This window comes from Streptomonospora sediminis (assembly GCF_054778995.1).
The window spans coordinates 124,203-149,474 of record NZ_BAAGYZ010000114.1 but is presented as its reverse complement, the minus strand read 5'-3'; the positions used below and the strand labels follow the sequence as shown (position 1 = coordinate 149,474).

Genomic DNA, 25,272 nt, shown 5'->3' with positions numbered 1-25,272 from the left:
GCCGAGCGCAGGCAAGGGCGGTCGGCTGTGTCTTGACGCACAAGGCGACTAACTGATTTAGTCACTATATGAACCGGACGAACCCAGCCAACCCAACCGTGCCGTCGCTGTCCGAACGGCTCGCCGACGACATCGTCGAGATCATCGGACAGCGTCAGCTGGCCCCCGGAGACCAACTGGCCTCCGCCCGCGAACTCGCCCGGCGGTTCGAGGTGACCACGCCCACCGTCCGCGAGGCGCTGCGCCGCCTGGAGGCCACCGGGATCGTGGAGTTCCGGCACGGCTCGGGTACCTACGTCGGCCAAGGGTTCGCCCGCACACTGCTGGTCAACCCGCACCTGCCCCGGGGCGGCCGCGACACCGTCCTCGAACTGGCCGAGGCGCGGCTGGTGATGGAACCGGCCATCGCCGCCACCGCGGCCCGCACCCGCGACACCGAACAGCTCGCGCAACTGGAGCGCTCCACACAGAACGCGCTGCACCCGCCGCGGTTCGACTCCGGCGCCATGGTCCACTTCCACGTCGCCCTGGCCGCCGCCAGCGGCAACGGGCTGCTGCGCGAAGCCGTGGAAGCCCTGCTGGACGTCCGCGCCCGCGAACAGGTCGAGATCCGCTACCGCTACGACGACCGGGAACGCGACCACTCCGAACACCTGGAGATCTACGCTGCGGTGCGCGACGGCGACGCCGAAGCAGCCGAGCGCCTCACCCGCGAGCACCTGACCGCCATCCGCGACGCCGTCGCGGCGGCATCCGCTGCAGGGCCGGCAGCAGAGGAGCAGCAGTGACCGCGCCGCGCACCCACCGGCTCGCCGAGATGACCACGGCAGAGGCGGGGCAGGCCGCCGCCGCGGGCACCGTCGCCATCATCCCGGCCGGCGCCTTTGAACAGCACGGTCCCGGCATGCCGCTGGCCACCGACCTGGTCCGGGCCGAGGGCGTCGCGGAGCGGGTGGCCGAACGCCTCCAGGGCCGCGCCGTGATCGGGCCGTGCCTGCCGGTCGGTGTCTCACCCCACCACCTCGCCTTCGCCGGGACCGTCAGCCTCAGCACCGCCACCTTCCGCACCCTGGTCCACGAGTACGTGGACGGTTTCCACCGCCACGGCTGGCGCAGAATCCTCGTCATCACCGGCCACGGCGGCAACAACGCGGCGCTGTCCACCGTCGCCCAGGACCTGCTGGCCGACCGGCCCGACCTGGAGTTCGCCTGGACGCCGCTGACCTCGCTCGCCGTCGGCGTCGTGGCCGGCATGCACACCAGCGAAGTCCACGGGCACAGCGGCGAGGCGGAGACCGCCCAGATGCTCCACCTCGCCCCCGAACAGGTGCACGGGAACCGGCTCGCCCCCGGCACCACCGAACTCGCCGAACTCAGCGGCCTCGCCCGCCTTGCCCGGCGCCCCGGGCAGCCCGTGGCGCAGGTGAGCTACGACCGGCTCAGCGCCAACGGCGTCCTCGGCGACCCGCGCAGGGCCACCCCCGAGGACGGCGCCGCCATCGTCACCGCGATCGTCAACCGCATCACCGACTACGTCGAGGAGTGGCTGGCGGCCTGACCGGCCACCCGCCCCTCTCCCGCCGGCCGCCGGGCGGCGCACGATCCGCCCCGGCCCGCCGCGCCCCACCGGGCCCGCCACCGCGCGGGCCCGGGGACCCATCCGCACCGACCCGCACACTCCTGACCGTTTCCGCCCCTCACGCACCCGCCGAGGGTCCATCAGCCATGCCCGGCGCGGGCCCCATTGCCCGCGCCGCCCCCTGGACACGCTGCAAGGAGAACACAGTGAGTAATCCCCGCAACCCCCGCCGGGGCCGCACACGCACCCGGCTCACCCGGACGGCACTCGCACTCGCCGGCGCCCTGCTGCTCGCGCCGACCGCCGCGGCCCCCGCTGCCGCGGACACCCCGGCCACCCCCGCGGCCAACCCGCCGTCCGCCAACCCCCGGTTCTCTGCGGGCTGCGGCACCGCCCCGCCCCAGCAGCCCGGGCAGAGCCGCCAACACGCCATCGCAAGCGGCGGGCTGGACCGCTCCTACCGGCTGCACCTGCCCGAGGACTACACCGCCGACCGCCCGCTGCCCGTGGTCCTGGCCTACCACGGCCGCGGCAACACCGGCGCGGGCACCGAGGAGTTCTCCGGCCTGTCCGAACTGCCCGCCATCGTCGCCTACCCCGAAGGCGTGGTGGGCGGCGGCGACGGCCGGCGCCAGGCCTGGCAGGGCGCCCCCTACTCCGCGCCCGGCGTGGACGACGTCGCCTTCACCCGCGACGTGCTCGACCGGCTCGAAGCCGGCCTGTGCGTCGACAAGCGGCGCGTCTACGCCACCGGCAAGTCCAACGGCGGCGGGTTCACCGGCATCCTCGCCTGCACCGCCGCCGACCGGATCGCCGCGGTCGCCCCCGTCGCCGGCGCCTTCTACCCCAACGACCTCGGCTGCGCCCCCCAGCGTGCCGTCCCGGTCATCGAGTTCCACGGCACCGACGACGCCACCATCCCCTACACGGGAAGCACCGAGCGCGGTCTGCCCGCGGTGGCCGACTGGAGCGCCGACTGGGCCGAGCGCAACGGCTGCCGCCCCACCGAGCGGGCCACCCGCACCGAACCCGACATCACCACCTACCGCTGGAGCGGCTGCAAGGGGCACGCGCAGGTGCGGCACGTCGCCGTGGACGGCGGCGGCCACACCTGGCCCGGCGCCGACTCCTACAGCGGCGGCGGCCGCACCACCCGGACCATCGAGGCCCACGAGGTGCTGTGGGACTTCGTGAGCCGCTACCGGCTGCCCCCGGCCTGATCCCGACCGCCGAGACCGGCTCCGACCGGCCGATCGGCCCTGACCACGCCGCATCCCCGCCTTCAGCACCCTGAACCCCGCGCCCCCACCAAGCCCGACCGAGCCCGACCGAGCCCGACCAAGGAGGTCGTCCCGTGTCCCCCGAGCAGTCCGCAGACCCGGGCGGCGGCCAAGCCACCGCAGACGAGGTCCCCCTGCCGCGCATCATCCGCGCGATGGCGGTCATCGAGCGGGTCGGCAACGCCCTTCCCCACCCGTTCTGGCTCTTCTGGATCCTCGCCGCGATCCTGGGCGCCGCAAGCGCCGTCATGGCCGCGCTCGGCGTCACCGTCGTATCGCCCGGCGACGGCGAAACCGTCGCGGTGCGCAACCTCCTCAGCGGCGACGGGCTCGCGATGGCCGTCTCGACCATGATCGACAACTTCGCCGGGTTCCCGCCGATGTCGACCATCGTCGCAGTGATCATGGGCGTGGCGGTCGCCGAACGCAGCGGGTTCCTCGCCGCGCTGATGCGGGCCAGCGTCTCCCGGGTCCCCACGGGCTGGGTCGTGTTCGCCGTGGCATTCGCCGGGACGATGTCGCACGTGGCCTCGGCCGCCGCCTACGTCATCCTGGTCCCGCTCGGCGGCCTGGCCTTCCGCGCGGTCGGTCGCTCGCCGATCCTGGGCGTCGTCGTGGCCTACACGGCCATCGCCTCGGGCTACGACGCCAGCCCCATCCCCACACCCAACGACGCGATCTTCGCGGGCATCACCACCGCCGCCGCGCAGATCGTCGATCCGCAGGCGTACGTGTCGCCGCTGAGCAACTGGTACTTCAACATCGCGTCGTCGCTGGTCCTGGCCACGGTGATCACTCTGATCACCAGGTTCGTGCTGGCCAAGCGGCCCGACCTGGACCCCGATCCCGACGCCGACCTGGAGGACCTGGGCACGCTGCAGCTGAGCGCCGCCGAGCGCTCGGGCCTGCGCCGCGCGCTGATCGCGCTGGCCGTCGCCCTGGCGGCGCTGGTCGCGATCACGCTGCCGGCCGCCTCACCGCTGCGCGGCGAGGACGGCGGGCTGGCGGAATCGCCGCTGCTCGCCGGTATCGGCGCCGTGGTGGCGCTGCTGTTCGGCCTCGTCGGCATCGCCTACGGCCAACGGGTCGGCACGATCGCCGAACCGGCGGACGTACCCGCGCTGATGGTGCAGGGCATCAAGCAGATGGCGCCGGTCCTGGTGCTGTTCTTCGCCATCGCCCAGTTCCTCGCCTACTTCGACTGGACCCGCATCGGCGACGTCATCGCGGTGCGCACGGCCGAAGCCCTCGAAACCAGCGGCATCCCGATCGTGGCGCTGTTCCTGTTCATCCTGGTGCTGCTGACCCTGATCAACATCATCGTGACCAGCGGCTCGGCGATGTGGTCGATCTGCGCCCCGGTGCTGGTGCCGATGCTCCTGCTGGTCGATGTCCCCGCCGAGACCGCCCAGGCCCTGTTCCGCATCGCCGACTCCGGCTCCACGGCGGTCACCCCGATGAGCCCCTACTTCGTGATGGCGCTCGGATTCCTCCAGCGCTACCGCAAGAGTGCGGGAATCGGCACCCTGGCCTCCTACACCCTCCCGCTGGCAGTGGGGATGACCACCGTCTGGACGCTGCTGTTCTTCGCCTGGTGGGCCCTCGGCATCCCCCTCGGCCCAGGCGCCCCGGTGCGCTAAGCCGCGAGCCGCCGCGGGTCCGGCGATCAGCCGGGTCCGCGGCAGGTGCGGGTAAACCCCCGGTCCGCGATACTCCATCCATCTAATACTTCAGAATTTTCTGAAAATAATGTATGTTTGTCGGTATCGCCCCGGATGCGGCGGCGATGGTGTGCCGGGAAGCCTGGTCGGCGTGACGGATGCAAACCGCTTCGAGGATGGAGCTCCCATGTCGGCTGATGGGCGTGTGTTGGTTGTCGGTGCCGGGATCGCAGGGTTGGCGGCAGCGCTGCGGCTGCGGCGCAGCGGGTGGGACGTCGTGGTGGTCGAACGCGCCTCCGGGCTGCGCGGCGGCGGGTACGTGCTCACCCTGAGCGGTGTGGGTTACGACGGCGCCGAGCGGATGGGGCTGGTTCCGGCGCTGCGGGACGCGCAGCCGGAGCCGTTCGACCTGGTCTACGTCGATCAATTCGGTCGGCAGCAGTCGCGGATGGATGCGCAGACCCAGCACGCACTGCTGGGGGACCGCCAACTCGGCCTGTTCCGCGGCGACATCGAGCGGCTGCTGTTCGAGTCCCTGGACGACGCGGTCGAGTTCCGCTTCGGCGCAACGGTCGACGCGATCGACCAGGACACCAACGGTGTGTCGGTGCGGTTGAGCGACGGCACAGCCGAGCGCGTGGCGTTCGTCGTCGGAGCGGACGGGCTGCACTCCCGGGTCCGGTCCCTGATGTTCGGCCCCGAAGAGCGGTACCGGCGCGACTTCGGCGACCTGGTCGCCATCACCCTGCTCGACAAGGTCCCCGAGGCCGTCGCGCCCGGCACGGGTGCGTCACTCAGCCTGGTGGGGCGCGGCATGAGCGTGCTCAACCCGCCCGGCAGCCAGGCCGCGGCCTTCTTCATGTTCCGCAGCGACCGGCCGGCGGCCGACCTGGCGGCCGGGGTTTCGGCGACACTGCGCAGGCGGTTCGGCGACCTCGGTTGGGTCGTTCCTGAGGTTCTGGACACGGTGGACGGTTCCGGACCGGTGTTCTTCGACCAGATCAGCCAGGTCCGGATGCCCACGTGGCGTGCCGGCAGGGTCGTCCTGCTCGGAGACTCGGCCTGGTGCGTCAGCCTCTACGCCGGATACGGCGCCTCCCTGGCCCTCGGCGGCGCCGCCCTGCTGGGCGAGGTCCTCGACGCGCGTCCGGGCAACGTCCCGGCAGCGCTGCGGCGCTGGGAGGAGCTGCTGCGCCCGGTTGCCGAACGGCGGAGCCGGCACGGCCGCCGGCTCAGGAGCCTGTTCATCTCCTCGAACCGGGTCTCGCTGGGGGCGCGCGAACGGCTCCTCCGGCTGTCCAACAACAGCGTGGCCACCGCGGTCACGCGCCGGTTCCTCGGGGTCTCCAAGGCCTCCGAGTAGAGCCGGTGACCGGCACGGCGGCGGGCGGGGACGCACCGTCGCCGTGCCGGGCACTTGACCTTGCCGTTGCTGCAAGGCTGATCATGGCGGCATGCTGTTCATAAGCGAATTCAGTGAAATGTGCCGGTTGTCGCCGCAGACGCTGCGGTTCTACCACTCCGAAGGGCTCCTGCTGCCGGCCGGCGTCGACGAGCAGACGGGCTACCGCTACTACCGCTTCGAGCAGGTCGAGCAGGCCATGCTGATCACCGTCCTGCGCCGTACGGGGATGAGCGTCAAGGCGGTCCGCAGCGCCCTCGAAGAACCGGACAACCGGCTCGCCCTGCTGGAGGAGCACCACAGGGAGGTTCAGCGGCGCCGCGACGATGAGGACGAGGCGATCGACGAGGCGCGCCGGTTCTTCGACTCCTGGCCGCAACCGCGCGTCCGCAGCGCACCCGCGATGACCGTGGTGTCGAAGCGCGTTCCGGCCCCCGAGGCGGCAAACGGCCAATTCGACTGGGCCGCCACCGGCGCGGCCGTCACCGCCGCCGTCGCGGAGGTGGTCGAGACCGTGGAGTCGTGCGGAGCCGCCGTGTCCGGCACCCCCTGGCGCGCCTGGGCCAACGAGACCCCTGAGCAGCGGACGTGGAGCCAGTCCCCGACCGGGGCGCCCTGGTTGGTGAAGGTCCCCGTCACGGCGGAGGGCCCGGCGGCCGCGGCGCTGTCGCAGAAGGCCGAGGTACAAGACTTCGCGGCCCGCGACGAACTCTCGATCTTCATCCCCGGCCGCGATTCGATGGACAAGTACGCCACCGCGCTCTCGCGCCTGACACAGCACCCGCTCGGTGCCGCCTACATCGATGTCTCCTGCATGCGCTTCATCCTGCACGACAACGGAGTGGAGTCCACCGCCGCCATCCGCTCCCTCGGCGACCCCCCGCAGACCCCGACCGGGTGAGCCGGGTGACCCGTCGTCCACGAACCGGCGACCCGCAGCGGCCCGACCGGCCCGGCAGACCCAACGGGCCCGCCCCGATCGCCGCTATTCCGCCGGGCGGAAGAACAGCAGGCGCATCCCGGTGCTGAGACCGGTGTCCCGGGCAAGCTCCAAGCCGGCGCGGGAACCGAGGTCGCGGAACTCGGCTTCCGTGCGTTCGCGCCCGCCGCACAGGAGCAGCATCCGCAGGTCCATCGCAGTCGTCATGCGTTTGTTCTCCTCGTCAATGGTGTGCTCGGCGACAAGGATTTCGGTGGTCGAGGGGCCGCTGCCGGCGGCGGCCGCGCATTTGGTGAGGATGCGCAGTGCGTCCTCGTCGTTCCAGTTGTGGAGGACGTTGATCAGGGTGTACAGGTCGGCGCCCTGCGGCAGCGGGTCGAAGAAGCTGCCGGGCGCGGTGCTGAGGCGGTCTGCCACGCTGTCGTCGGCCTCAGCCCGCCGGCGCGCGCGGTCGGCTGCCGCCGGCAGGTCGACGAGGCACCCGCGCATCGCCGGCCGGCTGCGGAGCAGCTGAAGGAGGAACTCGCCCGTCCCGCCGCCGACGTCGACCACGGCTCCCACACCGTCCCAGCCGCAGGCGGCGACGAGTTCGGGTACCAGGTTCACCGCGTGCGCTTCGCGCAGCTCGTTGAATCCCGGGTCGGCCGTCCCTGGCGCGGCGGCGTCGCCGTAGAAACCGGTTCCGTGGGCCTGGGCGTAGCCGCCGCGCCCGGTCCGCAGCAGCTCGGGCAGCGTCCGGACGGCGGCGTCCATGCGCGCGCCCATCCCGTCCAGGTCCAGCAACTCCCGCAGCCCCGAGGGGTGCCCGTCGAGCAGCAGCGCCGACAGCGGTGTCAGCTCGTACCCGCCGCCCGGGGTTTCGGCGAAGACGCCCCGGCACGCCAGGAAACGCATGAGGCGCCCCAGCTCATCGGGCGCAGCGCCGACGCTGCGCGCCAGCTCCGCTGAGCCGGTGGTGCCGCGGGTGATGTGGTCGGCGATCCGCAGGGTGGCCGCGGCGCGCAGCGCCACCACGGCCGTGCCGTCCACGGCCTCGGCGAAGTCGTCAACGGTCCATGCCATCGGGGTCCTCCTCGGAGTCTGCGGCGGATCCGCTGGCGGGTACGCCGCCGAAGATCCGGTGGTAGCGCGGGTCGGCGGCGACCAGTTCCGTGTGGGTGCCCTCGGCGATGAGCTCCCCGCCGTGCAGCACGAGCACCCAGTCGGCGGCGCGGAGCGTGGACGGCCGGTGGGTGATCATCAGCAGCGCGCAGTCGGACGGCAGCCCGCGCAGCGCGGCCAGCACGGCGTCCTCGCTCTCGGGGTCGAGGTTGGCCGTAGGTTCGTCCATGAGCAGGATCGCGGGCCGGGCCAGCAGCGCGCGGGCGATCGCCAGCCGCTGCCGTTCCCCGCCCGACAGCAGGCGCCCGTGCTCGCCGACCGGGGAGTCCAGGTCCTCGTCGAGGCGGTTGAGCAGCCCTTCCAGGTTCACCTGGCCCAACGCCTCGCGCATGCGGTCGTCGGACACGCCGGGTGCGGCGAAGGCGAGGTTCTCGCGGATGCTGCCGAAAAGGACCGGAGAGTCCTGCTCCACCAGGGCGATGCGGCCGCGGCACCGGCTGCGGGAGAGCGTCTGCGACGGTTCCCCGTAGTAGCGGATGGTGCCGCTGTCGGGGTCGTGGAACCGGCAGGCCAGCGCGAACAGTGTCGACTTCCCGGCGCCGGACTCCCCGACGAGCGCGGTGCGGGTTCCGGGCGCCAGCGAGAACGTGATGTCGCGGACCGCATCGGTGTCCTCGCCGTACCCGAAGGAGACACCGTCGAACTCCAGTACCCGGCCCGGGAGAGCGGCGGAGCTGCGCGGGGCCGGCTGCGGCGGCGGAGCGTGCTCCCCGTCGTCCTCGATGGGCAGCCGGTCGACCTCGTTGATGCGCACCAGCGCCCCCTGGGCGCGTTTGATCGTGGTGACCCCGTCCATCAGGTTGCCCAGTGGGACCAGCAGGTACATCGCGTAGAGGAGGATGGTCACCAGCGACCCGAGGGCGATATCGCCGGCGGCCACCCGCATCCCGCCGATGACCAGCACCAGCAGGAACGATCCGGTGGCCGCCACCTGCGCGGCCGGGTTCGCCAGCGCCGTGAGCAGGGCGCCGCGCACACCGGCCCGGTAGGCGTCGGCGGCTGCCCCGAGAAGGCGCCGCCCCTCCCGGTCCTCGGCGCGGCTGACCCGGATGGTGCGCACCGTCGACAGCGCCCGTTCGGCCTCGGCGGTGAAGGCCCCCACGGCGGCCTGCTGCGCCTTGCCCGCCGCCTGGATCCCCTCCAGCACTCCGGCAACACCGGCCAAGGCGCCGCCGAACACGGCCACCACCAGGACGAACAGCAGCACGTCGACGCTGAGCATCAGCACCGCAGCCGCGGCGGCCGTGGCCACACCGACGATGATGTGCACGAAGCCGCGCCCGGCGATGTCCTGCAGCACGGCGGTGTCGTTGCCCGCCCGCGATATCAGGTCGCCGATCCGGTAGCGCTCGTAGACGTCCATGCGCAGCCGCAGCAGGCGTTGCACGAGTGCGCGCCGCAGCCCCAGCACGATGCCTTCGCCGGTGCGCTGAAGGAGGAAGTAGCCGGCGGTGTCGCTTGCCACCTGCAGGACGAAGAAGACGATCAGACCCGCGACCAGCGCCGCTGCCGGCTGCTCCTGCCGTACCGCGTCGATGGTGCGTCCTGCCAGCAGGGGCTGGAGGAGACCGAACCCGGCCCCGAGCAGCGTAAGCGCCAGTGCTGCGGTGACAGCCCGGGAGTGGCCGCGCAGCAACCGCAGTAGGTCCCGGATGCTCGACCGCTCAGGCAACGGGTCCGGCTCCCGGCTGGTCGGCGCGGCCCGCGGTCCCGGCGGGCACCCGCAGGAGGGCGCGGTGGTCGCCGGCCGTTCCCGGCTCGCCGACGACCTTTCCCTCGGCCTCGACCCAGGCATGGGCGGCGTAGGGCGGCTTTGCGCGCGCGCCGGCGCACCAGTCGGGCCAGGTGCCGGACGCCCGGCACAGCAGCGCGATCGAGATCGAGCGCGGGAGGCAGCCGCGCCACCCCGCGCAGCGCGGGCTGACCGCCAGGACCTCGCGGTGGACCGCGAGGGTGCTGCCGTACCGGGCCGGCGCGGCGCCCGCCGCGATCCGGGCCAGCACGGCGCGCAGCCGTACCGGTCGCAGGCGGGCGAGCACCAGCGCGATCCCGACCGCCAGGCGGATGCCGAGCCGCCGGGAGAGCACCGGACGGCCGCCGGATCCCCGCGGCAGCGACATCGGGTAGCTCATCGGTCCTGCACCGGGACGAGCAGTCCCGCCTCCGTCAGCGATTCCACGAGTTCGGCCGTGTCCGAGAGCGCTTGTCCGGTCTCGACCTCGTACTCGGCGGCCAGGTGTTCGCTGATCGCCTGCACATCCAGGTCCTGGCACACCATGTCCACGATCGTGGTCCCGGTCTCGTTGAGCTGCCAGTACTGCCCGCTGCGAGCGTCGAGCAGTACCGATCCGTAGTCGGTCCGCGCAATCGTGACCGATTCCTTCATCCGCATTGCCATGGGGTTATCCGGCTCCTCTCCTGGGTCATTCATGGGAACGCAGCCACAGCTCGCAGCCGAGCGTCGTGTCGATCGCTCCGCCATCGAGTTCCGGGGTGTCAGGGCGGCGGCACACCCGCTCCAACCGGGCGGCATCGACGAGCCCTCTGCGTGCGAGTCGGGATTCCCGCCATATCCGGCGCAGGTCGGGTGCGTAGCGGTACAGCCCGGTCTGGCATTCTTCGGAGCCCTCGTCCTTGGTGGTCCGTTCGAACAGCACATCGGGCACCAGGCCCCGCATCGACGCGGCCAGTAGCGGCTTGTAGCTCCACGGGTCGACCCGCTGCGCGATGTCGACGGACAGCACCGCCTCGATCACGCGGTCGTCGAAAAAGGGCGCCGAAATCGCTAGGCCGGAATCCGCCGAGATGTCGATGAACCCCCGGGTAAGCTGCGCCCCCTGGATGATCAAGTCGAGTTCGGCGTGCCGGCCGCGTGTCGCGGCCAAGGGGCGGGCGTTTTCGGCCGCCGCGGCGGAGAACTCGGCTGCGATGAGCCGCCGGCCGTGCTCCGACAACCAGGGCGGTACCGCCGGCGGCGTGCCCCAGGTGAGGACGGGATACCGGTGGTCGATGCGGTGCGGGCCGTCGAGCGCCCTGGCCAGCCACGTCCGGTACGGGCTCAGGTCGCCGAGTTGCCGGAGCGTGCGCGCCAGCGGCCAGCAGAACAGCGTCCGGTAGGCGGCGATCCGGCGCAGCCCGGCCACCGGCCGGTAGCCCAGCAGGTCGCGCGCGAGCGAGGGCATGCCGGTGAAGAGGTGGTCGCCGCCGTGCCCGGTGATGTAGGCGTCCGCCCGGTGGTCCCGGCCGATGCGGGCCAGTTGGCGCAGCGCCGACCGGTGTGCCGCGGCGGCGGACGGCTCGTCCAACGGATCCCGGGCGCTGCGCAGATCAGCGTAAAACAGCGGAAGGGTGTCGGCCGGAAGTTTCCGGTGGTCCAGGCCGGGCAGCAGGGCCGCCACCTGTCCCGCCCAATGTTCGTCCGTGCCGAAGGCGCTTCTGTTGCCGTAGGTGATCGCGACCTGCTCGGGCCCGCCGCGGGCGGCCTCCCGGTGGACCAGGGCGCTCAGGGTTGTGGAGTCGTATCCCCCCGAGAGGTCGGTCAGGACGCGGGTCCGGCCGCGGACGTGGGTGCGGACCGACCTGGTCAGCGCTTCGCGTACCGCCTCGGCGCCGGCAGCGGAGGACAGCCGCGGCTCCGGCGGGCTCCACCAGCGGTGGACCCGGCCGGCGGATCCGGGCGCGAACTCCAGGCGGCTGCCGGCCGGCACCGGGCGCACGCCCCGCCAGAGTGTGCGTTCGCCGAGCGGATGGCAGAGAGGGGCGAGCATGCGGAGCGCGAGCGCGCCCTCGTCGACCTTCGCTCCGATCAGGCCGGCCAGCAGGTCCTGCCTGTTGGCCGCGGCCACTTCTCCGCCGGTTTCGCAGTAATAGACCATGCGCATACCTGAGGCGGTGCCTTGGACGGCCACCCGTCCGCCGATCACCGCGACCAGATGGTAGAGCCCTGGCAGTTCCCGGGCGGCGGCGGTGAGCGCGGACGCCGCGGAGGAGGAGGTGGCGAGAGCGCTGCCCAACCGGTCCGTTTCAGCGGCGGTCAGTTCCGCGGGTCCGATGGCCGCTGCCCTACTGCCGCCCCTACGCACATGGGTGGCATGTTGGAACGGCAGGTCGGCGATTATCCACGGCCGTTGGGAGTCAAACCTGAATATGTGTGTCGGTGCGAATTCCAGGCATCCGGCCACGATGCTTGAAGCATCACTGTCCGGCAGAACGATGATCTTCTCCACACCGCGGCCGAATGCAGTCACCGTCAGGCCTACGGAAGCAAGAGGGTGTTGGGCCACCGGTCGCGCAAGAGGATGCCGCCTCCGGCGGTGTCCTGGAAGAACGAGCCGCGCTTGATGAGAGTGGGAGCCTGGTAAACCTTCTTCATGCGATTCTCCTTTCAGCTTGGCAGGGTGCCCTGCGATGACCAGTATCAAGGAGATTCCGCTGCGGCCGATATTGTCGCCTGCGACGATTTAGGGTGACGGCGTGTTTTCCCGGGCGGGGCGGTGCGATGCGGTATGGACCGCAGAGGGCCGCCGGCCTTCGCGGGGGAGTGCCCGGGATATGCCGGGTTCCGGATACTGGCCGCACCTGCAGGCAGGAGCGGACGGCGCCATGGCGGTGGGGACGCCGGTGATCAGGTCCCGCGGCGTGCGGTAATCCCGGTCACGTAACGTCTTCGCGGCGCGCGGTGTGCACATAGGATGCCAGGCATGCCTGCAGGCGCGACTTTAGCTCTAATTTGTCCATTATGGCGGAAAGATGAGCGCGGATGGTCCGTTCGCTGACGGTGAGCTTTTCCGCCAGCTCCACGTTCGTGCTGCCCTCGCGAAGTAGCAGGAAGACCTCGTATTCCCGTGCGGTGAGCCGCTCCAGCCGGGCTAAAGAGGAATGCCAGTCGCTTTTCCGTGGCGGGGGGTCGCCGGCCCGGGCGCCCATGGACGCGCGATCCCCCTTATTCGGCGGATCCGGCCGGTTCGGCCGCTCCGGGGCATTGGGGTCCCGGGAGGGGGACCATTCAGGATCGGGGGGCGTGGACCGTCCGTCGCAACTCAATATGTACCACCTGTTGATATGTGCTCAATCACCGTCCGGGCTTACTTCCGGGAGACACCCGCCATTCGGAGAAAGAGCGGACCGCCGGACGGTGTCCACACGCGACTCAATTTTCACTCGGCTTGGGCCCTCGCCATGATCACGGATGTAGGCGGCCGTTATCGGTGGGCGGCGTACCCGGGGCGCAACTTTAACACGGAAAAGTATGCCGGTTGGCGTGGTTTGGTCGGGGGATAGGTTGGCCACGAAAAGAGCGTCCGGGAGAATCGGTGATCCGTTTTTGGGATTCCGGGGGGTTTGGAATGGCCGGCAGGCTGATTCGGATCACCGGGGCGGCGATCATGAAGAAATGCCCGAATTCGGTGTTGAATCTGGGTATTTCTTCGTGATCATCATGTCGAGGTGGGTTTGGTCCGATGCGGGGTCTTTGCCGGGAACGACGAACCCCTGCAGCCCGAAGGCGGCAGGGGTCGGAGGTGCGGAGGGATGGGCTACAGCTCGGCGGACTTCACTGCTACGAGGAACGCCGCCCACGCGTCAGACGACAGCTCAAGGTGGCCTGCTTCCCTGTTCTGGGTGTCCCGCACATCCGCACCGTTGGCATGGTCCCGGACCTCGACGCAGTTCCCCGAGCCGCTGCTATAGCTTGACTTACCCCAGTCCTCCGGGGAGTTGCTCATTTTTTCTCCTAATTTCATCGCCCAACGGAGTAGGTCTACAGCCGGCCTGCGTGGATCTCGTTCAAGAAGGCTGTCCACTCCTTCCCGTCGAAAGTGAGCTTCCCGGCCGCCCGGTTCTGCGTGTCCCGGATATCGACGGCTTCTGCTGTCTCTCGAACCTCCACGCAGTTGGTTTCGGCCCTACTATAAGACGATTTATGCCAGTTTTCATTTTTGGACATTACTTAAACTCTCCTCGTGTCCGTCCGATTGGTATGGAGTACCACGAGGAGAATAGTGGGTTCGGTCCTGGGTGTGTGGCTTACCCGGGAATAACGAAACCCCTGCAGCCCGAAGGCGGCAGGGGTCGAAGGGCGTAGAGGGGAGGGGAGCGTTAGAGCTTCGCGGACTTCACCGCCACCAGGAACGCCGTCCACTCTTCGGGCGGTAACGTGAGGTGCCCCGCTTCGCGATGCTTGGTGTCCCGCACGGCTGCCGCGCCGCCGGCCGTCGCGACCTCTACACAGTCACCGCCATGGGAGCCGCTGTAACTGGACTTTCGCCAGTTCAATGGCTTAGACATCCAACTCTCCTAGCACGTTTCGAAGCGCCTGAGCCGAGGCAGCCAGAGGCAGCGCCTCAGCCTGCAACGCGCCGAAAAGCATATGACACTCTTCCACCATGTCAGCGTCGTGGATCGGCTCTCCGCCCGTGACGTGCTCGGCGTAGGCGGCCGCAGGGCGGTCCGTGAACGCCATGATGCGAAACGGGCCGTCGAAGCCCGGCATCAGTCGGCCGTCACTCGGTATGATTTGCACCTGTACCACCTGCGATTGCGTCAACTCGACCGCATACGCCAACTGGGCAGCCATGATGGTCTCAGAGCCCACAATTCGGCGGACAACGGCCTCATCTACTACTGCCCATAGCAACGGTCTGTCCTGCTTTGTCAGGATTTCCTTGCGAGTCATGCGCGAGGCAACCAAGTTGTCCACCTTGTCTTGGGCATACCAAGGACGACCTGTCCGGACGACGGCGCGGGCGTACTCCTCCGTCTGCATCAACCCGGGAAAGACCGACGTGTGAAACATCTTGATGGATGTTGCCTCCCGTTCGAGTGCAAGGATGTCCGAAAACCAATCCGGGCCCCGAGTGGCGGCCGTCAACCCTGCCCAACACTGAGCTAGGGCGCCCTCGGTTTTCAGCACACTGTCGATACGGGCGATGTGTTCGGTTCTGGTGGATTTCTGGCCACGCTCCAGACCACTGATCATCGTCTGCGACAGCAGAGCGGCAGAAGCGAGTTCCTTCTGTGAAAAGCCTGCGTGCTTGCGGTACTGCCGCATCTCGTTGCCGAAGCGACGACGCGCAGCAAGGGGAACTAACACCATGTTAGTACTGTCTAGCACAATCCTAGTCGCTGATACCACCCATATTTGGTGATCAACCAAGATCGGTAATGCCCCTACCCAGTGGTTCCTGGTGCTGAGATGTTCGGAGTCGTAGCCCTGATTCGTCGCTAAAACAGGGCGAGCACGAAAACGGCCCTGACCAGTGATAACGCACTAGGCAGGGCCTTGATCCCCGACCTGACAGAAGCAGGTGGAGACCCATGATCAATTCTAGCGCTCCGTTTTCGAGGCAGACGCCCGATTCACCCGATTACCAACCGCGCCACGCACCGCCACCGCACCGACGTACGCGCGGGCGGCGGTCCGCCCGGCCTTTCCTGCTGGCGCAACTCAACGCCCGAACCCCCGCGGCGGCCACCGGCGCCATGCAGCCGCCCGTGCCCGCCGCGGTGGGCCGGCACCGCGGGTTCGGCCCTTGGGCCAAGCGGCCTGACGACATGGCCGAACTCGGCGCGCTTACCCGGCAACTCCTCGCCCAGCGCCCCGACCTGGCCCACCCCCACCCCCTCGGCATCGGCGCCCGGACGGGGGTGGCCCCGCGATGAGCACGACCGCACACCCGCACCCGCCCGGCGATTCCGACACGGACCGCATCGCCGCCGTGTTGGAGGAGGCCTATCCCGACTGGGCGGTCACCGCCGTCGCCGGCCGGTTCACGGCCCGGCACCGCCGTGAGGAGTACGACGCCCGGCGCGAGCAGTGGGGCATGATCGCAACGACCGTCGTCGCCGATACCGCGCAGCAGCTGCGCGACCGGCTCGACACCCAGCAGGAGTTGCGGCGGGCGGAGGCGGCGCGATGACGGGCATCCACCACGACCCGGACCGGTACCAGTACCGGCACGGCGGCGGGCCCGGCGAGATCGTGCCGCCCGGCACCGTTGTGGCCGAGTACTCCTACACCTGGCGGATCCGCTGCTTCCTGTGGTGCGGGAACGAATGGTGGACCGTCCAGCGCCACGACCCGGTCCCCGAGGAAGCCCTCGCCTACGGTGTTCGCCGCATCCTCAACACCTGGTCCAACGCCGACCGCGTCCGCGAATGGCTCGAAGCCCAAACCGCGGCCTGGCACCACTGGGAAGCGGCCCAGCACGACCCGAACGACCAGAACGGCCGGCACAACCCCTGACCCCGCGATAGGGCCGGGCCGCCCTGCAGCCCCCTTGCCAGGTGCGGCCCGGCCCGGCCGCCACACTCCCTACGCGGCCGGGAAGCGCAGCCCCGCCGGGCCATTGACACCCGGCCGCCCCCACCGCTGCCTCCGCCGATGCCCCGCCCCGTTCCGTCAGCCCGTCATCGGGCAAGCGCCGCGTCGAGCTCCAATAGCTGCGCCGCCGTCAGTACCCCTGCGCGGGCGAGGTCGTACAGGCTGAGCTTCGGCGGCACCGCCACCGGCTCGGTCCGGGCGATGTCGGGGGCGAACCGCTCCACGGCCGCCCGGCCCCCAGCGGTGGCGGTCACCTCGGTCAACGGTCCGGTGAGGATGCCGGCTGCGCGCAGCTCGGCCACCGGGGGGAGCGGCTCGGCCATCTCAGCGGCCCGCGCCGCGTGTTCGCGCACATGCAGGTGTTCGCGGGCGACCTCGCCCTCGGCGGGCAGCCCGAGCCGCTCGAACTGGCTGCGCGGCGCCTCGGTGTCGCGCATCGCGTCGACCAGCAGCCGCACCATGCGCAATTCCACCTCGTCGTCCTGGAGCGGCGCCAGCTGCTGGGGGTCCTCCTGCAGGTCGAACAGCAGCGTGCCGTGCCGCCACGGGTTCATCCAGCCGGCCGACTCCGGCATCCGCATGGTCCGCAGGCCCTTGGTGAATCCGAACGCCTCTGCGGGCTCCCACTCCTTCAATTCCTCGGGTGAGAAGCGCGCGCGCATGTGTGTGGGCATGAGCGTGTACTGCTCCAGCGGCCCGTTCGCAGGGCCGTGCCCGGCGCGCATGTACACGTAGCGCCCATCAGTGATGTTCACGTGCCCGCCGTGGATGCCGAACAGGGCGCTGGGATCGCTGCCGGCGTCCGGCAGGGCGAGGTCGCGGCCCTGCATGTCCGCGGTGGGCTCCAGTCCGAAGAACCGCAGCACCGTCGGTGCGATGTCGATCGTGCGCGCGAGGTCGCCCCGGCGCGTGTCGTGTCCGCCGGTACGCGGATCCCAGAGGAACATCGGCAGGTGCACCAGCTCGTTGAACCATGGCTGGACGGACTTCGCCCACCAGCCGTGCTCACCGAGCAGGAAACCGTGGTCGGTGTTGACGATCAGCATCGTGTCGTCCCACAGGCCGTGCTCGTCCATCGAGTCGAGGACGCGCCCTAGCGACTTGTCGCACATCGACACCAGCGCCGCGTACTCCCGGCGGGCGTGCTCGACCTGCTCCTCCGGCTCGGTGGTCTTCTGGTAGCCGGGCCAGTCGAACTCGGGGCCGTCGTAGTCGTGCGGGTAGCGGTCCTTGTACGCCTGGTGGGTGAAGAACGGCTCGTGCGGGTCGAACAGCTCTATCTGCACCAGCCAGTTGTCGGCGGCTGCATTGACGTCGACGAAGTGGAGTCCGGCGTCGACGGTCAGTGTCTGGGAGTGTTCCGCTTCGGTGGGCATGTAGCTGCGGTTGATGCGGTCCTGGCGCACCATCGGGTGCGGCTGCCCGGTGCCGCCGCCGTCGGCCACGACCCCCTTCCACGGGTCGCCTTCCTGCCCGCGGAAGCACTCCCACGTCGAGTACCGGGTGTGGTAGGTGGCGCCGCCGTCTTCCCAGTAGTGCGGGTGGTCGGAGACCAGGTGGGTGTGCACGCCGGCCTCGCGCAGCAACTGCGGCATCGAGTCGTCGAACGGCTCCAGCGGGCCCCACGAACGGTGCAGGAAGTTGTGCCGCCCGGTGTGCAGTTCGCGGCGTGCCGGCATGCACGGCATCGAACCGGCGTAGAAGCGGTCGAAGGTCACCGCCCGGTGGGCCAGCCGCGCGAAGTTCGGCGCGTCGACGAACGTGTCGGCATAGGGCGGCAGCAGGTGCCTGTTCAGGCTGTCCAGCATCAGGATGATCGCCTTCACCGCTGCTCCTCCTTGTGTGCCACCGGGTATGCGCCGTCCACGGCCGGCCGGAGCGGCTCGTGGCGCGGGGTGTTCAACAGCGAGTCCCGCAGCCGGGAGATGCGGGCGACGTGGGCGTCCTTGGCGGCCGCGCCGGTCTCGTGCATCCACTCGCTCACGTGGTCGGCCAGGTCCTCGTCGAAGGGCAGCACCGGCGTGCGCTCGCTGCGGCGGTCCCGGAACCGGAACCGCGCGATCTCGTTCGTCCGCGTCTCGATCTCCACGTCCAGCAGGGCGATCACGTCGTCGCGGGACATGAAGCCCGCGAAGGCCAGACGGGCCTGCAGGTCGGGTTCCTCGTACCGTGTCGGCGGCTGGTAGGGGCCGGTCAGCCAGTCCAGGAAGACGGTGGCGCCGGCTTCGGTGAGGCTGTAGCGCTTCGCGTTGGTCGCCCCGGGGCGCGGCTCGGTCGTGTGCTGCACCCACCCGCGCGACTCCATGCCGGCCAGCGCGCGGTAAACCTGGCTCATCTGCGTGTTCGCGCGCAGGAACCGCCCATGGACGTCCATGAACTTCTTCATGTCGTAGCCGGTGCTCGGCTTCAACGCCAGAACGCCCAGGAGGAGGTGCTCCAGCTTCATCGTGCCCCTTCCGTCCGACCGGTTCGATGCACTCACCGTGACACAAGTGTCATGGTGAGAACAAGTGGCTCCGCTGATCGGCCATTGACCAACCATGTGACTCGTGTCATCGTCTCGAAGGGACACCATGCGATTTGTGTCATGGTCCGTTGAGGGGTGCCCGCGATGGTGACAAGGCGTCCGGTCCAACCCTCCGCGGCTTCTCACCGGTCCTCACCAGGACAACCGCAGCCCATCCCCTTGCCTTGCCATCGGATCGGACGCCCGACCCCCAGGACAGGAGCAGTCTCGTGGCCACACAGCCCGCCGACCCCGGATCGCCGTCCGCGCCAACCGGGCACTCCGCGGAAGCCGCCCAGCCCCCGAAGGTCCGCCACCGTTGGCGGAACCTCGCCACGCTGACCGGCTCCACCGCGGTCGACAGCACCGAAGGCAACATCCTCGGCACGATCTTTCCCACCATCGCGCCCGCCCTCGGCCTGAACAACGGTCACCTCGGCACCATCACCGCCGCCGGAAAGATCGCCTCGGCCCCCGCAGGGCCGCTATGGACCTGGCTCGGCGCGAAGACCTCCCGCAAGTTCGTGCTCGTCACCAGCTCCCTGCTGGGCGGTGCCTTCGGCATCGCCTCGGGCTTCAGCCAGGGCTTCTGGAGCCTGCTCCTCCTCAGCATGCTGATGGCCGCGGCCCTGGTCGGGGGATCCCCGGTCGGCAACGCCCTGATCATGGACTCGTTCGCCGACAAGGAGCGGGCACGGGCCGTGTCCTACTTCTACGGCGCGGTCAACGGCATCGCTTCGTTCATGGGACCGCTGCTCGGACTGTTCACCATGAGCGCGAACGGCTGGCGGCTCGGCCTCATCGTGATGGGGTCCGTCGCCGTTCTCGCGGGCCTGGCGCAGTGGGCGCTCATCAAGGACCCCGGCATCGGGGCCTCCGAACCCCAACTCGCCGACCTCGACCGGCGCCGGCGCGGTGCCGAAAAGACCTCGCTCCGATCGATCCTCGCCCTGTTCCGGGTGCCGTCCTATTCGGTCATGATGCTTTCCCGGCTGCTGTCCGGGCACCTCCTGATCCCCGTCTACGGTGTCACCTTCCTCGTCACCGACCGCGGATTCGAGAACGCCACCGCCTCGATCGTCCTCGCGCCCTTCGGAATCGGCTACATCGTCGGCACGCTCGGCGGCGGCGCGCTCGTCAAACGCCTCGACCGCGCCGTGCCCGACCGCGGCCGCGTCTGGTACATCCAGGCCGCGCAGCTGCTGTTCGCCGCATTCGCCTTCGCGGCGACGCAGTTCGACGTATCGGGCATCTGGTTCTACGCGGCCATCTGGGCGCTCATGGGCGCCACCCAGGGCATGAACCCGCCCGTCAACCGGCCCATCGTGTCCTCCGTGATCCCGCCGCAGCTGCGCGGGCAGGCGATGGCCGTCTTCATCACCGTCTTCGAGACCATCGGCTGGGCGGTCTTCTCCTTCGGCGCCGGGCAGCTCGCCGACACCATGGGGTTGCAGGCCGTGTTCCTGTGGGTGCTGGTGGCCCTCATGGCTGTCAACGCCGCCGTGCTCGGGGTGCTGCATCGGACCTACCCGCGCGACGTCGCCCGGGTGAACGCGACGCTCGACCGCCAGCGGGAGGCGGCGCTCGGCATGGACGGCGGCGGCACGGTCGGCGGCGCAGCGGGGGAGTAGGGGAGTAGGGACTCAGGAAGTCGGGTTCGACCGCACGCACCCGTCGCCCTTGCGTCTCTGCGTCTTTGCGCAGGGCCGGGCCGACCCTCGGGCGTTGCCGGTTCGGCAAGAACATGTGCGATCGGTGGCGGCTTCGGGGCAAGGTGGCCGCCGTATCCGACGAAAGGACGGCGGCCATGCCACCGACGCACCGCTCCCGCGCGCACCACTCCGCCCCGCACCGCCATGACGCCGGGCCTCCGCAGACCGGCCCCGAGGAAAAGGATGTCCTGGTGGGCTTCCTCGATTACCTGCGCACTTCGATCATCGCCAAGACGCTCGGTGTCCCGGAGCCCCAGATCCGCACGCCCGGGGTGGCGTCGGGGACGAACCTGCTCGGCCTCGTCAAGCACCTCACCCACGTCGAACGGCACTGGATCCTCGGCGAGCCGACCACCGACTGGGCGGCCACCTTCCGCCCGGAACCCGACGAAAGCGCCGACGACATCCTCCGCGCCTACCAGGAGACCACGGCCCGCGCGAACGAGACCATCGCCGCCTGCCCCGACATCTCCGCCCCCGGCCGACCACCCGGCGCCCGACCGGGCCCGGCCCCGACCCTGCGCTGGACCCTCACCCACATGATCGAAGAAACAGCCCGCCACGCCGGCCACGCCGACATCCTGCGCGAACTAATAGACGGAGAAACCGGACGCTGATGCGGGCCCGGGCTGGGCTGCGAGCTGTCCGAAAGGATGCCGTGGGGGTGGGGGGTTTTGTCGGATTCTGCTGAAGTGAAGGAAATTGGCTTATAGGCTCAATGAAGGCCCAGGTCACTCAGTGCTCCCCGCGCCCGCGGGGATGGTCCCGAGTACCGCTTGACGTAGTGCAGCAGCGGCTCGTGCTCCCCGCGCCCGCGGGGATGGTCCCAGGCACGGGGTGATCAGCGCGATCCACGGCGTGTGCTTCCCGCGCCCGCGGGGATGGTCCCGCGTTGAAGACGCTGAGTGGGTCTGGCGGTGCCACGCAGGTGCTCCCCGCGCCCGCGGGGATGGTCCCCCGATGAGCCCTTGCATCAGCAGCCCGGCGACGTGCTCCCCGCGCCCGCGGGGGTGATTCTGGCCAGCCCGTCGCGGTCGGCCGCGCTTGGTGGGGCGGGCGTGGCGTGGCCCGCTACCCGGGCAGTGGAAGCCGGCCCTCCTGCCGCCGCATTAATGGCGCGACCCCTGCACCTTTCCTGGTTTTCTGTCTCCTGCGTCCTTTTCATGTTTTACGCCCGCCCCACCGCGCTATGCACCACGCGGCGGTTTTGTCGCCGTGCTGCGGTATACCTCTACAGGTCGATGATCATTGGCGCTTGGGCGCCCGCTCGCCGGGTGCTCCCATGCGCCGTATCCTGGAGGTTGATGCCGTGGAACCCGATACCGCCGAATTCGAGCGGCAGAGCGCCGCGCGGGTGTTGTATCCCGCTCGACCGCGCAAACTCGCGAAGGTTCCCTTTGTCGAATTGGCGGATGGACGGCTCCAGGGAGTGGTGTCGAGCGGTTCGGACATCGCGCGGGTGTACGTCTCCTCCATTGCCGCCGGCACCCACGCTCTGAGCTGCAGCACCAACAACAACCGCCCCTGCGGCGGCCTGGACGGGGAGAATGCCTGCAATCATCTGCGGGCCCTGGTGAAAGAGGCCGTGCTGCAGTACGGCCTCGACCGCGTCGCCCACTTTCTGCGCGTCGAGGTCCAGGAAGGTATGTCCTCTGGCGAGGACCTGATCGGCGGGCTCTCCGGCTCCCACGAAGGGCCCACGCCTGCGGCCACCGTGTTCAGCCGCTTCCTGCGCCACCTGTCCTACCTGGAGGTCCCCGGCACCACCGATCCCCTGCCGGAGATGCACTGGTTCGCGGCCACGGGAGCGGCCCGCTGATGCTCTCCTCCCAACTTTCCGGCCTGCTCGACTCCGCACCCGCGGAGGTTCCGGCGGCCCTGGACCTCGTCGCCGGGTTCGACCAAGCACTCGAACACGGGCTGGCCCGCCCCGATCCCGCCCGCACCCAGGCGCTGGCCGATCTCGCCGGCGCCATGGCGGCCACGCCGCTCGGTGCGTCGGCGGCCGAGGCCGTCGACAAGCTCGCCACCGGGTCCGTGGGCGACGGCCACATCGCCGCACTGGCGGGTGCGCGCACCGCACTGCTGGGCGCGGCCCACGACTCCCTGCTCACCGGGCTGGACACCGTCCAGGCCCGCACCCGCGAGCCCCTGCCCGCAGCCGAAGCAGCGGCGGCAACCGGTTCCGCCGCCGACAACGCGCTGGTCGGCAGCCGCTCCTGGCTCTCCGAACTCGCCATTACCGGATGGCGCGGAGTCGGCCACGAGATCGTAGCGGGCGCCGACCAGACCATCGACGCGCTGCTGGCCGATCCCGCCCGCCGCAGGCTCGCGGTGCTGCTCGAAGGGCTGGCCGCCGAACTCCGGGCGGAAAGCCCCGTCGCGGCGGCCGAACGCGTGCCTCTGCGCCGCTGGGCCGACCTATGGGCGCGCGCGGTGCTGCTGTCCCAGGACACCGCCCGTCCCGGCCCTCCCGCGGTCGCCGAGCAGGTGTCGGGCCGGCTGCTGGTCCTGGGCGTCGACGTCCACGAACACAGCACCGCCCTGCAGGTGCAGGTGCACGGCGTCCTCGAACCCGCCGGCGGCGCACCGGCCCGGCTGGTGCGCGCGTCCATCGCCGCAGCCAAGGTCGACTCCATCGTCGGGCCCGCGGTGTGGCGGCTGGTGGCCGACCGGTACCCGGTGCTGCTCGGTGCGCTGGCCGAACGCCGCGCCCTCGACCTCACCGACATGCCGCTGCTCGACAGCGGCGACCTGCTGTGGCACGACGACCGGGCCCGCATCGGCGATCCCGCCGACCCGTTCGCCACCGCGCGGCTGCTGCTCGCCGGCGCCGCCGCCCCGGCGGTGCCGGCCCTCGACCGCCATCCGGTGCACATCGCCGAACCCGTGTTCATCGAGGGGTACAAGATCCGCCGCTCTCCCCAACTCGCCATCGACCTCGACGGCGTCCTGATCCCCGTCAACACCGACCGGCTGCCCGCGTGCGGGCCGCTCACCGCGAAACTGGCGGCGGCTTCGTCGGCGTGCATCGGCCTGCTGCGCTGGGACGCCGGGCAGTGGTCGGTGCAGCCGCTGGCGGTCCAGGCCACGGTGAAACGCCAGTTGACGGCGGTGCACACCGGCGACTGGGCGATGGGGCCGACCGACCCCAAGGCCGCAAAGGCCGTCGGCACCGACGCGGTGACACTGCTCCAGGAGCGCGCAGGACGGTTGCTGAGGAAATGAGCGAGACGACCGAAACCGCCGCCGCGCTGTCGGCCGCCGACCAGAACCGGCGCCAGGTCCTTTACTGGCGGCTGCTGGCCCAGCTGTTCAGCGCCGACGAGCAGCCCGCGCTCGAAACCGCGAGCGTGGCCATTGTCGACGACATCGGGCTGCCGCCGGCGCTGCTCGACCCCTCGGTGTCCGTCGACACCGTCGTGCAGCGCTTCCCCGAACTCGCCACCGAATTCCGCGGCCTGATGGCACCGGGTGAGGGTGCGGGCGCGGGCGAAAGCGACGGCGCCGCCGCGGCCGACGCCGCCGACGAGGACAGCGCGGACCACACCGCCCCGGACACCCCCGCGGACACCCCCGCGGACGGCGCACCCACCCCCGGCGGCGACACCGCCGACCACACCCCCGCCCCCGTTGGCGGCGACGAAGTGCGCCGGGCCGCCCTGGTGTCGAAACTGCTGCTCAACGTGTTCGCCACCGGCAGCGGCGACGTCAGCGCCGGACAGCTCTCCGACTGGCAGGCCGACTCCGCGTGGCTGGAGCGCGGCATGGGCGCCGAGCCCGGCTGCCTGCGGTCCACCCCCGGCGGCGCCGAGTTGGCCGGGGCCATCAGCGACCTCGAAGGCGACCTCGTGCAGCGGATGCGCCTGCGCGAGGTGCTGGCCGATTCGCACTTGGCCGGGCGGCTGACGCCGAGCATGTCGCTCGTCGAGCAGCTGCTGCGCGACAAGTCCAACCTGTCGGGCGCCGCACTGGCCAACGCCAAGGCGCTGATCCGCAGGTTCGTCGACGAGGTCGCCGAGGTGCTGCGCACCCAGGTCCAGAAGGCCAGCGTGGGCGCCATCGACCGGTCGGTGCCGCCCAAGCGGGTGTTCCGCAACCTCGACCTCGACCGCACCATCTGGAAGAACCTCACCAACTGGAGCCCGGAGGAACAGAAGCTCTACGTCGACCGGCTGTACTTCCGCCAGACCGCCCGGCGGATCACACCGGCGCGGCTGGTGGTGGTCGTGGACCAGTCGGGCTCCATGGTCGACTCGATGGTCAACTGCACCATCCTGGCGTCGATCTTCGCGGGGCTGCCCAAGGTCGATGTCCACCTGGTCGCCTACGACACCCGGGCGATCGACCTCACCCCGTGGGCCCACGACCCGTTCGAAACCCTGATGCGCACCCAGCTCGGCGGCGGCACCAACGGCGAGGTCGCGCTCGAACACGTGCGGCCCAAGATCGAGGATCCGCGCAACACCGTCGTCGTGTGGATCTCCGACTTCGAGGAGTGGAACGCCCAGACCGTGTTCGAGGGCATGCAGGCCATCCACCGCTCCGGCGCGCGGTTCATCCCCGTGGGGTCGGTGAGCAGCGGCGGCCGGCAGCACGTGAACCCCTGGTTCCGCGAACGCTTCAAGGACATGGACACCCCCGTGCTGTCGGGGCACATCCGCAAACTCGTTTCCGAACTCAAGAACTTCCTTACCTAGAGAAGAGCGAA

At 70.3% G+C, this 25,272-nt stretch carries 27 protein-coding genes; 14 read left to right on the top strand and 13 right to left on the bottom strand.

Going from position 1 to position 25,272, the window contains the following annotated elements; all coding sequences use genetic code 11:
• Positions 1-68: 68 nt before the first annotated feature.
• From ACYVD5_RS22730 to ACYVD5_RS22705, 6 genes are all read left to right on the top strand, one after another.
• On the top strand, positions 69-788 hold the full coding sequence (locus ACYVD5_RS22730) for a FadR/GntR family transcriptional regulator (RefSeq protein ID WP_461003153.1): 720 nt from the start codon (positions 69-71) through the stop codon (positions 786-788).
• Positions 785-1,558: a creatininase family protein gene (locus ACYVD5_RS22725; RefSeq protein ID WP_461003152.1), complete on the top strand. Its 774-nt coding sequence runs from the start codon at positions 785-787 to the stop codon at positions 1,556-1,558. Before ACYVD5_RS22730 ends, ACYVD5_RS22725 begins: the two co-directional genes overlap by 4 nt.
• Before the next feature lie 227 nt (positions 1,559-1,785).
• The gene (locus tag ACYVD5_RS22720; protein ID WP_461003151.1) at positions 1,786-2,799 is read left to right on the top strand and encodes a CE1 family esterase; all 1,014 of its coding nucleotides are present in this window, start codon (positions 1,786-1,788) and stop codon (positions 2,797-2,799) included.
• A 215-nt stretch (positions 2,800-3,014) separates the two neighbouring features.
• A complete protein-coding gene (locus tag ACYVD5_RS22715; protein ID WP_461003159.1) occupies positions 3,015-4,499 on the top strand; it encodes an AbgT family transporter in 1,485 nt (494 codons plus the stop codon).
• Between the two features lie 208 nt (positions 4,500-4,707).
• The gene (locus ACYVD5_RS22710; protein WP_461003150.1) at positions 4,708-5,883 is read left to right on the top strand and encodes an FAD-dependent oxidoreductase; all 1,176 of its coding nucleotides are present in this window, start codon (positions 4,708-4,710) and stop codon (positions 5,881-5,883) included.
• Positions 5,884-5,974: 91 nt separating this feature from the next.
• Positions 5,975-6,823 carry a MerR family transcriptional regulator gene (locus ACYVD5_RS22705; protein WP_461003149.1) on the top strand — a complete coding sequence of 283 codons (849 nt, stop codon included), beginning with the start codon at positions 5,975-5,977 and terminating at the stop codon, positions 6,821-6,823.
• 84 nt (positions 6,824-6,907) lie between these two features.
• On the opposite strand, the gene ACYVD5_RS22700 is transcribed toward ACYVD5_RS22705, so the two are convergent.
• From ACYVD5_RS22700 to ACYVD5_RS22650, 11 genes are all read right to left on the bottom strand, one after another.
• Positions 6,908-7,924, bottom strand: coding sequence for a methyltransferase (locus ACYVD5_RS22700; protein WP_461003148.1), 1,017 nt, complete (start codon positions 7,922-7,924; stop codon positions 6,908-6,910).
• Positions 7,908-9,659, bottom strand: coding sequence for an ABC transporter ATP-binding protein (locus ACYVD5_RS22695; RefSeq protein ID WP_461003158.1), 1,752 nt, complete (start codon positions 9,657-9,659; stop codon positions 7,908-7,910). Before ACYVD5_RS22695 ends, ACYVD5_RS22700 begins: the two co-directional genes overlap by 17 nt.
• Positions 9,660-9,687: 28 nt before the next feature.
• Entirely contained in the window at positions 9,688-10,155 is a 468-nt protein-coding gene (locus ACYVD5_RS22690; protein ID WP_461003147.1) for a lasso peptide biosynthesis B2 protein, read from the bottom strand.
• The gene (locus ACYVD5_RS22685) at positions 10,152-10,421 is read right to left on the bottom strand and encodes a lasso peptide biosynthesis PqqD family chaperone (protein ID WP_461003146.1); all 270 of its coding nucleotides are present in this window, start codon (positions 10,419-10,421) and stop codon (positions 10,152-10,154) included. The genes ACYVD5_RS22690 and ACYVD5_RS22685 overlap by 4 nt, the downstream gene beginning before the upstream one ends.
• Before the next feature lie 25 nt (positions 10,422-10,446).
• A complete protein-coding gene (locus ACYVD5_RS22680; RefSeq protein ID WP_461003145.1) occupies positions 10,447-12,036 on the bottom strand; it encodes an asparagine synthase-related protein in 1,590 nt (529 codons plus the stop codon).
• 242 nt (positions 12,037-12,278) lie between these two features.
• On the bottom strand, positions 12,279-12,395 hold the full coding sequence (locus tag ACYVD5_RS22675; RefSeq protein ID WP_461003144.1) for a keywimysin-related RiPP: 117 nt from the start codon (positions 12,393-12,395) through the stop codon (positions 12,279-12,281).
• Between the two features lie 281 nt (positions 12,396-12,676).
• On the bottom strand, positions 12,677-12,949 hold the full coding sequence (locus tag ACYVD5_RS22670) for a response regulator transcription factor (protein ID WP_461003143.1): 273 nt from the start codon (positions 12,947-12,949) through the stop codon (positions 12,677-12,679).
• Between the two features lie 608 nt (positions 12,950-13,557).
• The gene (locus tag ACYVD5_RS22665) at positions 13,558-13,746 is read right to left on the bottom strand and encodes a DUF397 domain-containing protein (protein ID WP_461003142.1); all 189 of its coding nucleotides are present in this window, start codon (positions 13,744-13,746) and stop codon (positions 13,558-13,560) included.
• 35 nt (positions 13,747-13,781) lie between these two features.
• Positions 13,782-13,967 (bottom strand): DUF397 domain-containing protein, encoded by a 186-nt coding sequence (locus ACYVD5_RS22660; protein ID WP_461003141.1) that lies wholly within the window; start codon positions 13,965-13,967, stop codon positions 13,782-13,784.
• A gap of 152 nt (positions 13,968-14,119) precedes the next feature.
• Complete coding sequence (locus ACYVD5_RS22655) at positions 14,120-14,308, bottom strand: DUF397 domain-containing protein (protein ID WP_461003140.1); 189 nt, start codon at positions 14,306-14,308, stop codon at positions 14,120-14,122.
• Positions 14,301-15,116, bottom strand: coding sequence for a helix-turn-helix domain-containing protein (locus tag ACYVD5_RS22650; protein WP_461003139.1), 816 nt, complete (start codon positions 15,114-15,116; stop codon positions 14,301-14,303). Before ACYVD5_RS22650 ends, ACYVD5_RS22655 begins: the two co-directional genes overlap by 8 nt.
• Positions 15,117-15,502: 386 nt before the next feature.
• Here ACYVD5_RS22650 and ACYVD5_RS22645 point away from each other — a divergent pair, with 386 nt between their 5' ends.
• From ACYVD5_RS22645 to ACYVD5_RS22635, 3 genes are read left to right on the top strand one after another with little or no spacing between them, the layout of a single operon-like run.
• Complete coding sequence (locus tag ACYVD5_RS22645) at positions 15,503-15,682, top strand: hypothetical protein (RefSeq protein WP_461003138.1); 180 nt, start codon at positions 15,503-15,505, stop codon at positions 15,680-15,682.
• Positions 15,679-15,939: a hypothetical protein gene (locus ACYVD5_RS22640; RefSeq protein WP_461003137.1), complete on the top strand. Its 261-nt coding sequence runs from the start codon at positions 15,679-15,681 to the stop codon at positions 15,937-15,939. Before ACYVD5_RS22645 ends, ACYVD5_RS22640 begins: the two co-directional genes overlap by 4 nt.
• Positions 15,936-16,265, top strand: coding sequence for a hypothetical protein (locus tag ACYVD5_RS22635; RefSeq protein ID WP_461003136.1), 330 nt, complete (start codon positions 15,936-15,938; stop codon positions 16,263-16,265). The genes ACYVD5_RS22640 and ACYVD5_RS22635 overlap by 4 nt, the downstream gene beginning before the upstream one ends.
• A gap of 164 nt (positions 16,266-16,429) precedes the next feature.
• On the opposite strand, the gene ACYVD5_RS22630 is transcribed toward ACYVD5_RS22635, so the two are convergent.
• Together ACYVD5_RS22630 and ACYVD5_RS22625 are read right to left on the bottom strand one after the other, a co-directional pair.
• The gene (locus ACYVD5_RS22630) at positions 16,430-18,169 is read right to left on the bottom strand and encodes a sulfatase (protein ID WP_461003135.1); all 1,740 of its coding nucleotides are present in this window, start codon (positions 18,167-18,169) and stop codon (positions 16,430-16,432) included.
• A complete protein-coding gene (locus ACYVD5_RS22625) occupies positions 18,166-18,789 on the bottom strand; it encodes a PadR family transcriptional regulator (RefSeq protein ID WP_461003134.1) in 624 nt (207 codons plus the stop codon). The genes ACYVD5_RS22630 and ACYVD5_RS22625 overlap by 4 nt, the downstream gene beginning before the upstream one ends.
• A 290-nt stretch (positions 18,790-19,079) precedes the next feature.
• On the opposite strand from ACYVD5_RS22625, the gene ACYVD5_RS22620 reads away from it, so the two are divergent.
• From ACYVD5_RS22620 to ACYVD5_RS22600, 5 genes are all read left to right on the top strand, one after another.
• The gene (locus ACYVD5_RS22620; RefSeq protein ID WP_461003133.1) at positions 19,080-20,480 is read left to right on the top strand and encodes an MFS transporter; all 1,401 of its coding nucleotides are present in this window, start codon (positions 19,080-19,082) and stop codon (positions 20,478-20,480) included.
• Between the two features lie 176 nt (positions 20,481-20,656).
• Positions 20,657-21,178, top strand: a complete 522-nt coding sequence (locus ACYVD5_RS22615) for a DinB family protein (RefSeq protein WP_461003132.1) — start codon at positions 20,657-20,659, stop codon at positions 21,176-21,178.
• A gap of 665 nt (positions 21,179-21,843) precedes the next feature.
• On the top strand, positions 21,844-22,380 hold the full coding sequence (locus ACYVD5_RS22610) for a hypothetical protein (protein ID WP_461003131.1): 537 nt from the start codon (positions 21,844-21,846) through the stop codon (positions 22,378-22,380).
• Positions 22,380-23,789: a hypothetical protein gene (locus tag ACYVD5_RS22605; RefSeq protein WP_461003130.1), complete on the top strand. Its 1,410-nt coding sequence runs from the start codon at positions 22,380-22,382 to the stop codon at positions 23,787-23,789. Before ACYVD5_RS22610 ends, ACYVD5_RS22605 begins: the two co-directional genes overlap by 1 nt.
• Positions 23,786-25,261: a VWA domain-containing protein gene (locus tag ACYVD5_RS22600; RefSeq protein WP_461003129.1), complete on the top strand. Its 1,476-nt coding sequence runs from the start codon at positions 23,786-23,788 to the stop codon at positions 25,259-25,261. The genes ACYVD5_RS22605 and ACYVD5_RS22600 overlap by 4 nt, the downstream gene beginning before the upstream one ends.
• Positions 25,262-25,272: the final 11 nt, after the last annotated feature.

Coding starts and splice junctions, on each gene's coding strand:
- ACYVD5_RS22730 (WP_461003153.1), top strand. CDS start 69: ATGAACCGGACGAACCCAGCCAACCCAACCGTGCCGTCGCTGTCCGAA.
- ACYVD5_RS22715 (WP_461003159.1), top strand. CDS start 3,015: ATGGCGGTCATCGAGCGGGTCGGCAACGCCCTTCCCCACCCGTTCTGG.
- ACYVD5_RS22710 (WP_461003150.1), top strand. CDS start 4,708: ATGTCGGCTGATGGGCGTGTGTTGGTTGTCGGTGCCGGGATCGCAGGG.
- ACYVD5_RS22705 (WP_461003149.1), top strand. CDS start 5,975: ATGCTGTTCATAAGCGAATTCAGTGAAATGTGCCGGTTGTCGCCGCAG.
- ACYVD5_RS22700 (WP_461003148.1), bottom strand. CDS start 7,924: ATGGCATGGACCGTTGACGACTTCGCCGAGGCCGTGGACGGCACGGCC.
- ACYVD5_RS22690 (WP_461003147.1), bottom strand. CDS start 10,155: ATGAGCTACCCGATGTCGCTGCCGCGGGGATCCGGCGGCCGTCCGGTG.
- ACYVD5_RS22685 (WP_461003146.1), bottom strand. CDS start 10,421: ATGGCAATGCGGATGAAGGAATCGGTCACGATTGCGCGGACCGACTAC.
- ACYVD5_RS22675 (WP_461003144.1), bottom strand. CDS start 12,395: ATGAAGAAGGTTTACCAGGCTCCCACTCTCATCAAGCGCGGCTCGTTC.
- ACYVD5_RS22670 (WP_461003143.1), bottom strand. CDS start 12,949: ATGGGCGCCCGGGCCGGCGACCCCCCGCCACGGAAAAGCGACTGGCAT.
- ACYVD5_RS22665 (WP_461003142.1), bottom strand. CDS start 13,746: ATGAGCAACTCCCCGGAGGACTGGGGTAAGTCAAGCTATAGCAGCGGC.
- ACYVD5_RS22660 (WP_461003141.1), bottom strand. CDS start 13,967: ATGTCCAAAAATGAAAACTGGCATAAATCGTCTTATAGTAGGGCCGAA.
- ACYVD5_RS22655 (WP_461003140.1), bottom strand. CDS start 14,308: ATGTCTAAGCCATTGAACTGGCGAAAGTCCAGTTACAGCGGCTCCCAT.
- ACYVD5_RS22650 (WP_461003139.1), bottom strand. CDS start 15,116: ATGGTGTTAGTTCCCCTTGCTGCGCGTCGTCGCTTCGGCAACGAGATG.
- ACYVD5_RS22645 (WP_461003138.1), top strand. CDS start 15,503: ATGCAGCCGCCCGTGCCCGCCGCGGTGGGCCGGCACCGCGGGTTCGGC.
- ACYVD5_RS22640 (WP_461003137.1), top strand. CDS start 15,679: ATGAGCACGACCGCACACCCGCACCCGCCCGGCGATTCCGACACGGAC.
- ACYVD5_RS22635 (WP_461003136.1), top strand. CDS start 15,936: ATGACGGGCATCCACCACGACCCGGACCGGTACCAGTACCGGCACGGC.
- ACYVD5_RS22625 (WP_461003134.1), bottom strand. CDS start 18,789: ATGAAGCTGGAGCACCTCCTCCTGGGCGTTCTGGCGTTGAAGCCGAGC.
- ACYVD5_RS22615 (WP_461003132.1), top strand. CDS start 20,657: ATGCCACCGACGCACCGCTCCCGCGCGCACCACTCCGCCCCGCACCGC.
- ACYVD5_RS22610 (WP_461003131.1), top strand. CDS start 21,844: ATGCGCCGTATCCTGGAGGTTGATGCCGTGGAACCCGATACCGCCGAA.
- ACYVD5_RS22605 (WP_461003130.1), top strand. CDS start 22,380: ATGCTCTCCTCCCAACTTTCCGGCCTGCTCGACTCCGCACCCGCGGAG.
- ACYVD5_RS22600 (WP_461003129.1), top strand. CDS start 23,786: ATGAGCGAGACGACCGAAACCGCCGCCGCGCTGTCGGCCGCCGACCAG.